Annotated in this window: 12 protein-coding genes; 8 read left to right on the plus strand and 4 right to left on the minus strand. The window is 63.3% G+C overall.

Annotated elements, in window-relative coordinates; all coding sequences use genetic code 11:
• Window positions 1-4: 4 nt before the first annotated feature.
• Window positions 5-304, minus strand: a complete 300-nt coding sequence (locus MSG32_RS12290; RefSeq protein ID WP_043333710.1) for a YciI family protein — start codon at window positions 302-304, stop codon at window positions 5-7.
• A complete protein-coding gene (locus MSG32_RS12295; protein WP_043333711.1) occupies window positions 304-885 on the minus strand; it encodes a septation protein A in 582 nt (193 codons plus the stop codon). Before MSG32_RS12295 ends, MSG32_RS12290 begins: the two co-directional genes overlap by 1 nt.
• Window positions 886-1,253: 368 nt before the next feature.
• Between MSG32_RS12295 and MSG32_RS12300 the strand changes: the two genes are divergently transcribed.
• Both MSG32_RS12300 and MSG32_RS12305 read left to right on the plus strand, forming a co-directional pair.
• Window positions 1,254-2,114 carry a PHP domain-containing protein gene (locus MSG32_RS12300; RefSeq protein ID WP_131432877.1) on the plus strand — a complete coding sequence of 287 codons (861 nt, stop codon included), beginning with the start codon at window positions 1,254-1,256 and terminating at the stop codon, window positions 2,112-2,114.
• Between the two features lie 65 nt (window positions 2,115-2,179).
• Entirely contained in the window at window positions 2,180-2,803 is a 624-nt protein-coding gene (locus tag MSG32_RS12305) for an L-threonylcarbamoyladenylate synthase (protein WP_054555307.1), read from the plus strand.
• Between the two features lie 143 nt (window positions 2,804-2,946).
• On the opposite strand, the gene MSG32_RS12310 is transcribed toward MSG32_RS12305, so the two are convergent.
• Both MSG32_RS12310 and MSG32_RS12315 read right to left on the minus strand, forming a co-directional pair.
• On the minus strand, window positions 2,947-3,993 hold the full coding sequence (locus tag MSG32_RS12310; protein ID WP_248379927.1) for an ion transporter: 1,047 nt from the start codon (window positions 3,991-3,993) through the stop codon (window positions 2,947-2,949).
• Window positions 3,994-4,144: 151 nt separating this feature from the next.
• Window positions 4,145-5,155: a CYTH domain-containing protein gene (locus MSG32_RS12315; protein WP_192838613.1), complete on the minus strand. Its 1,011-nt coding sequence runs from the start codon at window positions 5,153-5,155 to the stop codon at window positions 4,145-4,147.
• A gap of 475 nt (window positions 5,156-5,630) precedes the next feature.
• Between MSG32_RS12315 and MSG32_RS12320 the strand changes: the two genes are divergently transcribed.
• The 6 genes from MSG32_RS12320 (at window position 5,631) to glrR (ending at window position 13,832) form a co-directional block, all read left to right on the plus strand.
• Window positions 5,631-6,311: a TIGR00153 family protein gene (locus tag MSG32_RS12320; protein WP_043333713.1), complete on the plus strand. Its 681-nt coding sequence runs from the start codon at window positions 5,631-5,633 to the stop codon at window positions 6,309-6,311.
• A gap of 40 nt (window positions 6,312-6,351) precedes the next feature.
• A complete protein-coding gene (locus MSG32_RS12325) occupies window positions 6,352-7,635 on the plus strand; it encodes an inorganic phosphate transporter (RefSeq protein ID WP_043333714.1) in 1,284 nt (427 codons plus the stop codon).
• A gap of 182 nt (window positions 7,636-7,817) precedes the next feature.
• On the plus strand, window positions 7,818-9,128 hold the full coding sequence (gene argA / locus MSG32_RS12330; RefSeq protein ID WP_043333715.1) for an amino-acid N-acetyltransferase: 1,311 nt from the start codon (window positions 7,818-7,820) through the stop codon (window positions 9,126-9,128).
• Between the two features lie 1,088 nt (window positions 9,129-10,216).
• Window positions 10,217-11,773, plus strand: coding sequence for a HAMP domain-containing sensor histidine kinase (locus MSG32_RS12335; protein WP_248379929.1), 1,557 nt, complete (start codon window positions 10,217-10,219; stop codon window positions 11,771-11,773).
• A 4-nt stretch (window positions 11,774-11,777) separates the two neighbouring features.
• Window positions 11,778-12,344 (plus strand): hypothetical protein, encoded by a 567-nt coding sequence (locus MSG32_RS12340; RefSeq protein WP_248379930.1) that lies wholly within the window; start codon window positions 11,778-11,780, stop codon window positions 12,342-12,344.
• A 120-nt stretch (window positions 12,345-12,464) separates the two neighbouring features.
• Entirely contained in the window at window positions 12,465-13,832 is a 1,368-nt protein-coding gene (gene glrR, locus MSG32_RS12345; protein WP_054555312.1) for a two-component system response regulator GlrR, read from the plus strand.
• Window positions 13,833-13,960 lie beyond the last annotated feature (128 nt).

Here is a 13,960-nt window from a genome sequence, read left to right on the forward strand (position 1 = left end):
CGGGCTAGGGCAGGGTCTGCTTGAAGGGCTTCACTTCGGCGCTTTCATAGACACCGGCGATGACGAAGGGATCGGCATCGGCCCACTTCTGGGCGTCTTCGAGGGAATCGAACTCGGCGATGATGACGCTGCCGCTGAAGCCGGCTTCGCCCGGAGCTTCGCTGTCGATGGCCGGGTTGGGGCCGGCGATGACCAGACGACCGGCGGCGTGCAGCGCCTCCAGACGTGCCAGATGCGGCGGACGCGCCGCCATGCGTGCTTCGAGGCTACCTTCGACGTCCTGACAGACAATGGAGTAGAGCATCACGAATCATCCTTTTGAGAATTGGTCGAGGAAGCGTTCTCTTCCTGAGGGGCCTGCACCATGTGACGGGACAGGTAGACGCCCTGAACGATGACGAACAGCAGTGTCAGACCGAGCATGCCGAACAGCTTGAAGTCGACCCAGATGTCTTCCGAATAGTGACTGAAGACGTAGATGTTGAGGCCGCCCATGGCGAGGAAGAATACCACCCAGGCTAGATTGAGGCGGTGCCAGATGGGGCGCGGCAGCTGAATCGCCTTTTCCATCATGCGCTCCACCAGCGGCTTGCCACCGAACAGCGGCGACAGCAGGAAGGCGACGGCGAACAGCCAGTTGACCACGGTGGGCTTCCACTGGATGAAGGAGCTGTTGCCGAACAGCACGGTCGCGCCACCCAGCACGACGACCAGCGCCAGGGTGACCAGCTGCATCTTCTCGACGCGCTTGTGGCGCCAGTAGATGTACAGCACCTGCGCGAGGGTCGCGGGAATCAACACGGCGGTAGCCATGATCATGTCGCCAGTCATCTTGTAGACGGCGAAGAAGATCACGATCGGCAGAAAGTCGAGCAACATCTTCATGGGTAATGCGCACTCCTGAACACGACGACGCAGCCGTCGGGAAGGCAAGGGCCTGTGCGAGTGGTATCCTGTCTGACACCAGCGGCGCACCCCTGCCTGCATGTGCTCATTCTGCCGCCATTGCTGCCTGCTGACAAAGCCCCTGTGTGTCCGGGCGCGCATCGCAGCCAATACTGCCCGACGTCTGGCCCGCTGGATCGCCTGCATCTCAGGCATCGCGTGGCACAGACGTTCATCCCGAGAGGTTCCCCGTGTCCGACGTTCTGTCCGACTCTTCGCCGATTTCCGCATCCCGCAAGCCGATCGAGTTTCGCCCGCTGCCGGAGCGCTTCGATTCCGATATCGAGGTGCCGGACATCGACCTGCACATGCATTCCACCGCCTCCGACGGCGGCATGGCACCGACAGAGCTGGTGGCACTGGCCGCGCGGCGCGGTCTGTCACGCATGTCACTGACTGATCACGACAGCATGGAAGGCATCTTCGAGGCCCAGCAGGCCGCCCGCGCCGAGGGAATCTCGTTGCTGCCCGGCTGTGAGCTGTCGGTCCGCTGGCGCAACCAGACCATCCACATCGTGGCGTTGATGCCCGAGGGCGCCGGCGATGCACTGAGTGCCGGCCTCAAGCAGCAGCACGAGGCGCGTGAGCGACGCAGCCACGAGATCGCCACGCGCATGGAAAAGCTCGGGCTCGAGAATGCCTTCGAGCGCGCCCGGGAACAGGCCACGCTGAGTGGCTCAGGCGACCGCCCGCTGTCACGCCCGGATTTCGCCCGCGCGCTGGTCGAGGCCGGGATTGCACGCAACCTGCAGGACGCCTTCAAACGGCACCTTGGCGCGGGCCAGAAAGGCGACGTCAAGGCGCACTGGCCGGAGATGGAAGAGGCGGTGGGCTGGGTGCGTGCCGATGGCGGTATCGCCGTGATGGCGCACCCGATGCGCTACAAGCTGACCCGCACCAAGCGTGGCGAGCTGCTGCGTGACTTCATTGCCGCCGGTGGCGAAGGCGCGGAACTGGTCAGCGGCTTCCAGAATATCGATCGCGCGCGTGACCTGGCGCGTCAGCTCGATGAGCTGGGGCTCTACGCCTCCGTCGGCAGTGATTTCCACTTCCCCGGCGGCCCGCTGGCACCCGGCAGTATGAGTCCGCCGCCCCGCACCAAGGTACCGCCCGTGTGGTGTCATCCGCGCATCGCGCCCTTTTTTGCGGCCGACGCTGCCTCCATGTGATATCAAGAGATCACCGTGACGCCAGTCCGCCTGCCGGGCTGGCGCCCAGACGCAAGGAGCACCGCATGGGACAGTTCTTCCAGATTCATCCCGAAAATCCCCAGAAACGCCTCATCGATCAGGCCGTCGCCATCATCCAGCAGGGTGGCGTGATTGCCTATCCGACCGACTCCGGCTACGCGCTGGGTTGCCATCTGGGCGAGAAGAAGGCCATCGAGCGCATCAAGCGCCTGCGTCAGCTGGACGACAAGCACAACTTCACCCTGGTGTGTTCTGACCTGTCGGAAATCGGCACCTACGCCAAGGTCGACAACGCCATCTTCCGCCTGCTCAAGAGTCACACGCCGGGCGCCTATACCTTCATCCTGCAGGCGACTTCCGAAGTGCCGCGCCTGCTGCTGCACCCCAAGCGTCGCTCCATCGGCGTGCGCGTGCCGGACCACGCCATCACCCACGCCCTGCTGGAAACCCATCGCGAACCGCTGATGAGCGTGACGCTGATTCCGCCGGGCGAGGAACTGCCGATGACGGACGCCGAAGAGATTCGCGAGCGCTTCGGACACGCGCTGGATCTGGTCATCGACGGCGGCGCCTGCAGCTTCGAGACCACCAGTGTGGTGGACCTGCGCGAGCTGCCGCCGGTGATCGTGCGCGAAGGGCGCGGCGATATCTCGAGCTTCACGGAGTGATCGCGACAGCGTAGCGCTTCACGGCGCTGACATCGCCTTGGCATACGAAGACGCCCCCGGACCTTGCGGTCGCGGGGGCGTTGTCATTTCTGAGGCATTGTCATTTCCGGGCGTTGTCGTGTGCTGAGTGATTCTCGGCTTCGTCAGCTGCGGTCGCGGTCGGGAGGCCCGCTCTCGGGAGGCCCGCTATCGGGAGGTTCTGGCTGATCGTCCGATGGCGTCTCTGCGTCAGGCGCAGATTCGGGATCCGGCTCTGTCTCAGGTTCAGGCTCGCGCGGGTCGCGGGTATCCTCGTCCAGCCAGGTGCCGCAGAACTTGCAGTACTTGGCGTTGCGATCATGGCCTTCACGACCACAGCCCGGGCAGGCTTCGTCGCTGGTCTGCTGCATGCGCAGGCCGTTGAGAACCTCGGCCGAGAACACCCCGGTGGGTACGGCGAGAATCGAGTAGCCGAGAATCATCATCAGCGCCGAGATGAACTGCCCCAGCGGCGTGATGGGCGCGATGTCGCCATAGCCCACCGTCGTCAGCGTCACCACGCCCCAGTAGAGCGCCTTGGGAATGGAGGTGAAGCCGGCCTCGGGCGGCTCGATCAGATAGATCAGAGCGCCGAATACCGTGACGATGCTGAGCACGGTGATGAAGAACAGCAGGATCTTGCGCCGGCTGCGCGTCATGGCCTCGACCAGCATGCGGCCCTCGCCGACGAAGGCCATCAGGCGCAACACGCGGAACAGACGCAGCACACGCAGTACGCGCACCACCAGCAGGGCCTGGGCGCCCGGTATCAGCAGCGACAGCCAGGTGGGGGCAATCGACAGCAGGTCGAGCACGCCGTAGAAGCCCTTGGCCCAGGTGCCGGGATGCTTCAGGCAGTAGAGGCGGACGGCGTATTCCAGCGTGAAGATGATCGTGAAGCCCCACTCCATGATGCGGAACAGCTCGCCGTATTGCGCATTGAGCGAGGGCACGCTGTCGAGCATCACCACGGCGACACTGGCGAAGATCATCAGGATCAGGCCGATATCGAAGGCCTTGGCCGCCTTGGTATCGGATTCGAAGATCCAGTGAAACAGCCGCGCGCGCAGGCGGCCCGTGGCGGGCTCGTAGTCGCTGGGGTGCGAGGGTGTCGCTGGGGGGCTTTGCGGCGTGCTGCCATATTCATTGGCAGGGCCCTGGCGTTCAGGCATGCAGGCTTCCTTGACGGGCGTGACGACGCCGGATGAATGTCAGGGCGTATCGGGGATGTCTCAGTGTGTGACCTTCAGTGACTGCCCGGCTGTTGTCCATCAGCCAGTGGTCTAGCGCCTGGCGGCTGGGCAGTCAGTGTCGTTTTGAGGTTCAGCCGCGCAGCGTCGCGAGCAGTGACAGGCTGTGCTGGCCGAAGTCGCGAGTCGCCCAGTCCTGTGAGGCGTCGCCGTCGCTGCTTTCCAGCGCCTCGACCAGCGCCACCGCGTGGATATGGCCGGGATGCTGGCTGGCGGCCAGTCGTGATGCGAGGGCCGACAGGGCGGCCAGCGCATGCGCGTGCCACTTGAGGTCGTCTTTCGCCTGGCGGTCGGCGTGGGCATCGAGGGCATCGATGGCGGCGGACAGCAGCGCGCCGGGGTCAGCGGTATCCAGCGTCTTCTCATGCCATTCGCCATCCCGCAGCGCCGCACCGCGCTTGGCCTTGCTGGCATCTGCCGGGCGCAGTGCCAGGCGGCTGGCCAGTGAATCCGCCAGCTGCCAGAGCACGCCTTCTCTCACCTCGGGGGCGAGTTCTTCGCCGCCGGTCAGCTCGAGCTCGATCTCCTGGATGGCCACTTCGCGACCACTGGCCTTCACCGCGCCCAGGTCCAGCGCCATCTCGACGCCGACGGTGACCTGCTCGTCGCTCACATTCTCGTCGCTGCGTGTCGCCTTGACGTCGATCTGCCAGGCATGACGCTCGAAATCGGTGCTGAAACTGGGCGCGAGTGCACTCAGCAGCTGCTCGCGGGCGCCGTCTTCCAGCGCCTGCAAGGGCGGCAGGCCACGCAGGCCGTCGAGGTCGAGGCCGGTCTGGCCCTCGGGCAGCTCCCACTCCCATTCGCCGCGAGAATGCAGTCCGCCATGGCTCTCGCCGCTGGTCTTGAGCGTCTGGCGCAGGGCGCCCGTGCTGTCGGCATCCTCACCGCTCTGGCGCAGACGCAGCGCCATGCGCGCGCGCTCCAGCGCATGCTCGGGGGTGTCGAAGTAGGTGTTGGCCAGCCAGCGCCGCCTGGGGGCGACCGTTGCCAGTTCTGCAATGCTCGCCAGTGTCTCCAGAATGGCATCGCGATCAATGACGGGTTGAGACAGTGCCAGTTTGAGTTCGATTTCCTGCGCCATGATGGGCACTCCCTGTACGGATGAAAGAAGACAGATGCTGACGGATGAGGGTGACAGCGGCGCCAGGACCGCAGAGCCTTCGGCAAGCGTGGTGCATGGTGGTGAAGGCTCGTGTGTCTCATGCTCGCGCCTGGCCCGCGGCAAGGCAAGCACGGGGAGGGCGGAAGGGCATGCGGGATATCGGCCTGTCGGCAGAATCACACTTATATGACAGCATGATGACATTGAAGTGACAGCAATTGCCTGTCGTCACGTCCTTGGTTATATTACGAACAGTGGATAAAGCCAGCGACCACGGGTCCTGCCGCTGCATGACAATCTCTCTTCTGGAATCCTTCGTGTTCCCCCGAACTGCCGCTGTTGTTGCGTGAATGACAACAGCATGGCGGTATCATGACGTTACGATGAAAGTTATGTGATCGTCACAAAGGCTTTGCTACACTCCGCGCGTCAATCCTTAACGCCGACGGCCACTATGGTAACGACCAACCCTTTCTCTTCGATGTTCGGGCGCTCGCCTTTCAAGGCGCTGCACACCCACATCATCAAGACCGACGAGTGCGCCCAGCACTTGCTGACCTTCTTCGACGCCTGCGAGCAGGGTGATTGGGAGCAGGCAGCCAGCATTCGCAAGACCATCAGTGGTCTGGAGCGTGAAGCGGACGAGTTGAAGACGCAGCTGCGTCTCAACCTGCCCAACTCGCTGTTCCTGCCGGTCTCGCGCTCCGACCTTCTCGAGCTGATCCATGTCCAGGATTCCATCGCGAATGTCACCAAGGACATCGCCGGGATCATGCTGGGTCGTCATATGCAGATACCCACCGCACTGGTGCCCGCCATGCGTGAGTATCTCAAGACTGCGGTCGAATCGGTCTGCCAGGCGCGTCGTGCGTTGGGTGAACTGGAAGACCTCGTCGAGTCCGGTTTCGGGCGCAACATGAGCGAGCTGGTCGACAAGCTGATCAACGAGCTGCATGAGCTCGAGAAGCAGTCCGACGAACAGCAGATCGCCATCCGCCAGACCCTGTTCTCGCTAGAAGCCAGTCTCCCGCCCGTCGATGTGATCTTCCTCTACAAGATCATCGATTGGGTCGGCGATGTGGCTGACCAAGCGGAAAAGGTCGGTACCCGACTGCAGATCCTGATGGCGCGCTGAGCGCCATCAGGACGTCCTGCCATCTGTCCAAGAGTCTTCTATGTCCATCATTGCTCAATACGGCGATGTGCTCGTCATTCTTGCCTGTCTGTTCGGTTTCTTCATGGCATGGGGTGTGGGTGCGAATGACGTCGCCAATGCCATGGGAACCTCGGTAGGTTCCAAGGCGATCACCATCAAGCAGGCGATCATCATCGCCGTGATCTTCGAATTCCTCGGTGCCTGGCTTGCCGGTGGTGAGGTGACTGACACCATCCGCAAGGGCATCATCGACCCGTCACTGCTGATCGAGAATCCACAGTTCCTGGTCTACGGCATGCTGGCCTCGCTGCTGGCCGCCGGTATCTGGCTGCTGATCGCTTCCATGAAGGGCTGGCCGGTCTCGACCACCCACTCCATCGTCGGCGCCATCGTCGGCTTCTCCGCTGCGGGTCTGGGCGTGGATGCCGTCGAATGGACCAAGGTCGGTCAGATCGCGGCCTCCTGGCTGGTCTCGCCGCTGCTGGCGGGCTCCATCGCCTTCGTGCTGTTCAAGTCCGTGCAGACGCTGATCTTCGACAACGAAGACCCGTTCGCGGCCGCCAAGCGCTACGTGCCGATGTACATGTTCCTGGTCGGCTTCATCATCTCGATGGTGACCATGGTCAAGGGCCTCAAGCATGTCGGCCTGCACCTGAGCTTCGAATCCAGCCTGCTGCTGGCCGTCGTCATCGGCGCCATCGTGATGGGTATCGGCGTGCTGATGGAGCGCAAGGTCGCGCGTTCACGCCTCAAGGAGAAGAATCGCGCCACCGGTGACGACTTCGACTTCAGCGGCGTCGAGAAGGTATTCGGCCTGCTGATGATGTTCACCGCCTGTGCGATGGCCTTCGCCCACGGCTCCAACGACGTGGCCAATGCGGTCGGTCCGCTGGCGGCCATCATCAGCGTCGTCGACTCTGCCGGTCAGATCGGCGCCAAGGCGAGCATGCCGTGGTGGGTCCTCGTGCTGGGTGGCGGCGGTATCGTCGTCGGCCTGGTCACCTATGGTCGTCGCGTCATTGCCACTGTCGGCACCGGCATTACCGAGCTGACGCCGTCACGCGGCTTCGCGGCCACGCTGGCCGCCGCCTCGACCGTCGTGCTGGCCTCCGGCACCGGCCTGCCGATCTCCACCACCCACACCCTGGTCGGTGCGGTGCTGGGGGTGGGTCTGGCACGCGGCATGGCAGCGCTCAACCTGCGCGTGATCGGCACCATCGTGATGTCCTGGCTGATCACTCTGCCGGCCGGCGCGATCCTGTCGATCCTGTTCTTCTTCATGTTCAAGGGCATGTTCGGCTAAGCCGACGCATGATCCAGAGCTGAATTGGAAAAACGAGAAAGGCGACCTTCGGGTCGCCTTTCTCGTGTCTGACACATGGATGTCAGGGGGCACCGCTCGCCGTGCAGGCTGCGGCGCTGATATGATGATTCATGGGCATGCCTGACATGCCATTTTCCCTCTCTCCTGCCCGGAGCTGGCTCTTGAACACGCGTTTCCCCTTCGCGGACTGGTTTCGCAACTCCTCTCCCTATATCAATGCCCATCGCGGCCGCACCTTCGTCATTCTGATCGAGGGCGATGCCCTGTCCTCGTCACGACGAACGCAGTTGATACAGGATCTGGCGTTGCTGCATACCCTCGGCGTGAAGCTGGTGGTGGTGTTCGGGGTGCGCCCGCAGGTGGCCGAGGCGTTGCAGGCTGCCGGTATCGAGGCGGACCGTCATCAGGGCCGCTGGGTGGTGACGCGCGAGATTCTCGGCCATCTGGAGCAGCAGGTCGCCACGTTGCGTCTGCGCCTTGAGGCCAGTCTGTCCCAGGGGCTGCCCAATACGCCGCTGCATGGCGTGGAGCTCTCCGCCGTCTCCGGCAATCTGGTGATGGCCAAGCCGCTGGGTGTGCGTCACGGCGTCGACTTCCTGCATGGTGGCGAGGTGCGCCGCGTGCGCAGTGAGGCGATCCAGGGGCTGCTCTCGCAGCAGGCCATCGTCGTGCTGCCGCCGCTGGGCTATTCCAGCACCGGCGAGGTGTTCGATCTGGACGCCGCTGAGGTCGCCGAACACGCCGCCGTGGCGCTGGCCGCTGACAAGCTGATCCTGCTTGGCGAAGGGGAGGGCCTGTTCGGCGAAGATGGTGAGCTGCTGCGTCAGCTCAATCCGGAGGAAGCCGCGCTGATGGCGCCGCCCCGCGATGACGACAGCGAGCTGTCGCGCCATCTGGCCGCTGCCTGTGGCGCCGCACGGCGCGGCGTCGGGCGCACTCACCTGTTGAGCTGGCGCGACCGTGATGCCCTGCTGGGCGAGCTGTTCACCCGTGACGGCATCGGCACCATGATCACGCGTCAGGGCTACGAGCAGCTGCGCAAGGCGCGCCTCGAGGATGTCGGTGGTCTGCTGGCGCTGCTGGGGCCGCTGGAGCAGCGTGGCATCCTGGTGGCCCGCTCGCGGGAGCGTCTCGAACATGAGATCGACGACTATGTGGTGTTGGAGCGCGATGGCATGGTCATCGGGTGTGCGGCGCTGCACCTCAGCCGTGACGCCGCCATGGGCGAACTGGCCTGCGTGGCCGTGCATGATGACTATCGCCGCGGACAGCGCGGAGAGCAGCTGCTGGCCGAGATCGAGCTGCGCGCGCGTCGCGCCGGCGTCGAGCGTCTGTATGCGCTGACGACCCATACCGTCCACTGGTTCATCGAGCACGGTTTCGTGTCGGCCGGCCTGCAAGACCTGCCGCCCATGCGTCGCGAGGCCTACAACTCGGCGCGTAACTCCAAGGTATTGCTCAAGTCGCTCTAGTCACACCTCTCTTGCCTGTCAGTGTGAATCGCCCAGAGAACACCCGCTGATGACCCCCTCGATGAGGGCTGATCAGCGGGTGTTCTTGCGTAGGTGTCGCAGTTTTCCCCCACCCCTTGCGGGATTGTCTTGCAAAGGAGACGTTTCAAGATGTTGATTCAAAAGGGAAAAATAGCATGCCCCGTATATGTGTTGGCAAATCGCGACGAATCGGCCAGTAAAACACGACTCTGTGTGCCGCCCTGGGCAACATTGGCATGCCTGTCGTCGTGATCGCTATTTCAAGGCATTGTTTTGTAATATGTTTTCGCGTTTATGGCACGCCTTTGGCAATAGGTACCGTGAGCAAGAGATATGCGGTGCATCACCGGCCCTTTCTCTGGCCTTCCAGCGATGACGGTACTCACTACCCTGTGCGCTCCGTGATCGCTGACAGGCCAAGCGTCTGCTCCACGCGATGTGTGACTTCAGGTTGCGATGAGACAGGTACGGCCCCTGGTGGGCATGGACAGTATCTTGAGGGCAAGGACGCCCGGGCAAGGATGCCCGAAACCGATGCGGTAGCCGGAGAGATTGGCTGCCGTCATCCCCGAATTGACGATCGAGGCGGGCAAGTCGGCAAGCCATCCGACTCGATCATCCACATTGCGATGTGTTGCCCCCTGCTTCACATCCGATAGGGAGCGCGGACGCTGTCCGGCGTGAACGTCAACTGACCTGGAACGACCACCAGGTGACGTTCTTTTCTCCCGGGACTGACAGGCAGACCACCTGTCAGACCCGCCAATCACGTAGTGCCTCTGGTCTCCAGGTACCAGAGGCACCACGTGATGACTGACCCTTCAGTTCCCTGCGTACTTGGGGCCGGCTATGCCGGCCCTCTTTTTTTGTGCGTCTAGCGCTGAATGGCCAACAATTTCATGCGAAACGTTGCCAATGGGGCGGTTTGTCTCGTGGCAGCGTAATGATTTGAATAAGAGTCATATTTATTAACGAACTGGCAACCGCGATGGACGCTGGTGAACTCTGGTATTCTAGGAAGACGTGATTCGATGATGACCACCCCTTTCTTGCATAGAGTTCTTTCCATGGCCTCCACAGTGTCACGACGCTGGCGTCCCCGCTCGCTGCCGCAGCTGGTTCTGATGGCATTTCTGGTGGTGATGCTGCCGATTGCCGTGCTCATGTTTCAAGCAGGGCAGGCGCTGTCGGAGTTGTCGGAACTGGCGGATGTCAGTGCCCGCCAGGCCGTCGACCAGACCCGCCGCGCCCGCACGCTGACCAATCTCGCCGTCGAGATGGAGCGTAGCGCCCGCCAGTACGCCGTGCTGGAAAATCCCGATCTGATGAAGATCTACGCCGACAAGGCCAACAGCTTCCGCACCTTGCTGGATGAGCAGGCGCGCCTGTTGGGCGAGGGGGACCCCCGCGTCAGCGAGTTGAAGGCGACGCTGTCACAGCTCGAGCGCATGCCCGAGATGAGCGTCGACCAGGTCAGTCGCCATCTGGAAGACTTCGGGCCCTTCTCGATCCAGGCCAGCGGCCTGCTCAACTCCACACGTGAACTCGTCGATGCGCGTATCGAAGGCATCCGCGCCCGCGCCTCCCAGGTCAAGAATCAGCTGTGGTGGCAGACCGCCGCGCTGGTCTCCATCAGTCTGCTGTTGATGCTGTTCTTCACCTGGCTGATCATCCGTCCCATCCGGCAGCTGGAGCGCCGCATCAATGGCCTGGGCAGCGGTACCGACAGCGAGCGACCCATCGTCATCAAGGGGCCGGCGGAGCTGGTGCAGTTGGGCGAGCGTCTCAACTGGCTGTCGACCCGTCTGGATGAGCTCGAGGAGCAGAAGCAGCAGTTCCTGCGTCACATGTCGCATGAGCTCAAGACCCCGCTGGCCAGCATCCGCGAAGGCACCGGCCTGCTGATCGACGAGGTCGCCGGGCCGCTGAGTCCGCACCAGACCGAGATTCTTGGCCTGCTGGATGACTCCAGCAAGGAATTGCAGAAGCTGATCGAGCAACTCCTCGACTACAATCTGCTGCAGCACAATCAGGGCCTCGAACAGAGCCGCTTCGATGTGCATGAAGTGTTCAAGGAAGTGCTGGCAAAACATCGCCTGGCACTGGAAAAGAAGGGCATGCGCGTGCATCTTCCGCCTGCCAGCCTCAGTTGGGAGGCGGACAGGCCGCGTACCGGGCGTATTCTCGACAACCTGATCTCCAATGCCATCGCCTACGGCGAAGACAGCGGTGACCTGTGGTTGAGAGCCCGCAAGGAGCGTCGCAAGCTGATCATCGAAGTCGCCAACAGCGGTGAACCCATCGCCGCCCAGGACCGTGACCACCTGTTCAAGCCCTTCTATCAGGGCGCGGTGAAGCGCAAGGGCCCGCTCAAGGGCTCGGGCATCGGTCTCTCGGTCGCCGCTGACAGCGCCCGCGCCCAATTTGGTCAATTGGCGCTGGTGGATGACCCCAAGGCGGATGTCTGCTTCCGGCTGACATTGCCGACACCGAGTCGCTCGCTGACGTCAGGGGAAGGCAGTGAGCATGAACTGCAGGCAGACAGGGATGCCGCCGGAGCGGATCAGCAGTCCACACCACATGAAATGGCGTCATTGAATGCCATCAAGCACGCAAGGAACTGAAGTGATGAAGGGTCAACGACTACTGATGCGCCTGGCTGCAGGCGTGTTGCTCAGTACGCTTAGCGCCTGTGGCGCCCTGACCAATATCACCATGCCGGGCAGCGAGCCGGAAGTGGTCAGCCCGAGTGTGCGGGAGGGCTGCTACGGCGCCGGCGACCTGCCGGACTTCACCGGCGAGGACTGCCTGCTGGATGAATGGGTCGCCTTCGCGTTGCAGGCCCAGCGTGGCAACAGCGGCTGGCGTGAAAGCACCCTGTTGCAGCTGGAAGGCAACCGCCACGACCGTCGCCTCGCGCGTGCCATCGTGCTCAGCTGGGGCGATGAATCGGACTGGGAGCTGGCCTCCGACCTCTACAAGGCGGACCTGCCCACCGCCCCGAGCCGCCTGCAGCCGCTGCTTCGTCAGTGGCTCAATGGCCTCGAGGAGCGTCGCGGTCTGATCGCCGAGCGTGACAAGAATGACGGTGCCCGTCGCAAGCTCAGCGCCGAGAACGCCCAGCTGACCAAGAAGCTGGAAGCCTTGACGGCCATCGAAGAATCAATCAATTCGCGCCGCCAGAGCACGCCCTGAACCCTCAGCGGCAGACTCTGGCCACGACCCTGTCACTCAATCCCCGCGATTGCATGACGCAAGACTGTGCGGCCCCGACGTCGATGTCCCAGGCCCTCGGGTGTCGCAAGGAGAGTTAGTGTGAAATACGCACAAGCGCATATTCTGCTCGTCGATGATGATGCGAGCCTGCTCAAGCTGCTCGGCATGCGTCTCGAAAGCCGTGGCTTCAAGGTCACGACGGCCAGCAGTGGCCGCGAGGCGCTCAGCCGTCTCGAAGCCGCACGTCCAGACCTGGTCCTGTCCGACCTGCGCATGGATGAAATGGATGGCATGGCCCTGTTCGGTGAGCTGCAGAAGCGTCAGCCGGGCATGCCGGTCATCCTGCTGACCGCACACGGCTCCATCCCTGATGCCGTCAGTGCCACCCGTCAGGGCGTGTTCAGCTTCCTGACCAAGCCGGTCGACAAGGACGAGCTGTTCGCCGCCATCGATGAGGCGCTGGCCCAGGCGCCGCCCGTAAAGGAGGGTGACGATGCCTGGCGCGCTGGCATCATCACTCGCTCCCCGCAGATGGAGCAGATTCTCGAGCAGGCGCGCATGGTGGCGGCATCCGATGTCAGCGTGCTGGTCACCGGCCCGTCCGGTTCGGGCAAGGAGCTGATGGCCAAGGCCATCCACAACGCCAGCCCGCGCGCCTCGCGTCCCTTCGTCGCCATCAACTGTGGCGCGCTGCCGGAGCAGCTGCTGGAAAGCGAGCTGTTCGGTCACGCCAAGGGCTCGTTCACTGGCGCGGTCAGTGCCCACCAGGGCCTGTTCCAGGCGGCGGACGGCGGCACCCTGTTCCTCGACGAGATCGGCGACATGCCGCTGGCGCTGCAGGTCAAGCTGCTGCGTGCCCTGCAGGAACGTCAGATTCGCCCGCTGGGCTCCACCACCTCGGTGCCCATTGACGTGCGCATCATCTCCGCCACGCACCGCAATCTCGACAAGGCGATGCATGACGGCGACTTCCGCGAAGATCTCTACTACCGCCTCAACGTGGTCAATCTGAAGCTGCCCGCCCTGCGCGAGCGTGCCGAGGATGTGCCGCTGCTGGCCAAGTACCTGATCAGCCAGGCCGCCGCGCGCCACAAGCCGTTCGTGAAGGGCTTCTCGCCGGAAGCACTCAACCTGCTGGCCTCCAGTGCCTGGCCGGGCAACGTGCGTCAGCTGGTCAACGTGGTCGAGCAGTGTGTCGCCCTGACCAGCTCCTCGATGATTCCGGAAGCGCTGGTCTCCCAGGCGCTGGCCGCGGAAGAGAACGCCTTGCCGTCCTTCTCCGAGGCGCGTGCCGGTTTCGAGCGCAGCTACCTGATCAAGGTGCTGAAGATCACCGAAGGCAACGTGACCCAGGCGGCGCGTATCGCCGGGCGTAACCGCACCGACTTCTACAAGCTGCTGGGACGTCATGATCTGGAGCCGGGCGTGTTCAAGCCGGGCGCCGAGCAGGGACCGCCTGACTTTTGATCTAGCGCGCCCGGAGCTGCGCGAAGGGCGTAAGGTCAGAAGCGATCCAACACGCCACTTTTTGCAAGCACACGCGCGAGAGGCCAGGGTCAAAAGCGATCCAGCGCACCACTTCTTGCAAGCTCATG

It is taken from the genome of Cobetia sp. 1CM21F (assembly GCF_023161745.1).
Classification (GTDB): domain Bacteria; phylum Pseudomonadota; class Gammaproteobacteria; order Pseudomonadales; family Halomonadaceae; genus Cobetia; species Cobetia amphilecti.

Excerpts from the sequence above, each read along its gene's own strand:
- MSG32_RS12305 (WP_054555307.1), top strand. The coding sequence starts at position 2,180 with ATGGGACAGTTCTTCCAGATTCATCCCGAAAATCCCCAGAAACGCCTC.
- MSG32_RS12295 (WP_043333711.1), bottom strand. The coding sequence starts at position 885 with ATGAAGATGTTGCTCGACTTTCTGCCGATCGTGATCTTCTTCGCCGTC.
- MSG32_RS12290 (WP_043333710.1), bottom strand. The coding sequence starts at position 304 with ATGCTCTACTCCATTGTCTGTCAGGACGTCGAAGGTAGCCTCGAAGCA.
- MSG32_RS12315 (WP_192838613.1), bottom strand. The coding sequence starts at position 5,155 with ATGGCGCAGGAAATCGAACTCAAACTGGCACTGTCTCAACCCGTCATT.
- MSG32_RS12310 (WP_248379927.1), bottom strand. The coding sequence starts at position 3,993 with ATGCCTGAACGCCAGGGCCCTGCCAATGAATATGGCAGCACGCCGCAA.
- MSG32_RS12340 (WP_248379930.1), top strand. The coding sequence starts at position 11,778 with ATGAAGGGTCAACGACTACTGATGCGCCTGGCTGCAGGCGTGTTGCTC.
- MSG32_RS12300 (WP_131432877.1), top strand. The coding sequence starts at position 1,254 with ATGCATTCCACCGCCTCCGACGGCGGCATGGCACCGACAGAGCTGGTG.
- MSG32_RS12335 (WP_248379929.1), top strand. The coding sequence starts at position 10,217 with ATGGCCTCCACAGTGTCACGACGCTGGCGTCCCCGCTCGCTGCCGCAG.
- MSG32_RS12320 (WP_043333713.1), top strand. The coding sequence starts at position 5,631 with ATGGTAACGACCAACCCTTTCTCTTCGATGTTCGGGCGCTCGCCTTTC.
- MSG32_RS12325 (WP_043333714.1), top strand. The coding sequence starts at position 6,352 with ATGTCCATCATTGCTCAATACGGCGATGTGCTCGTCATTCTTGCCTGT.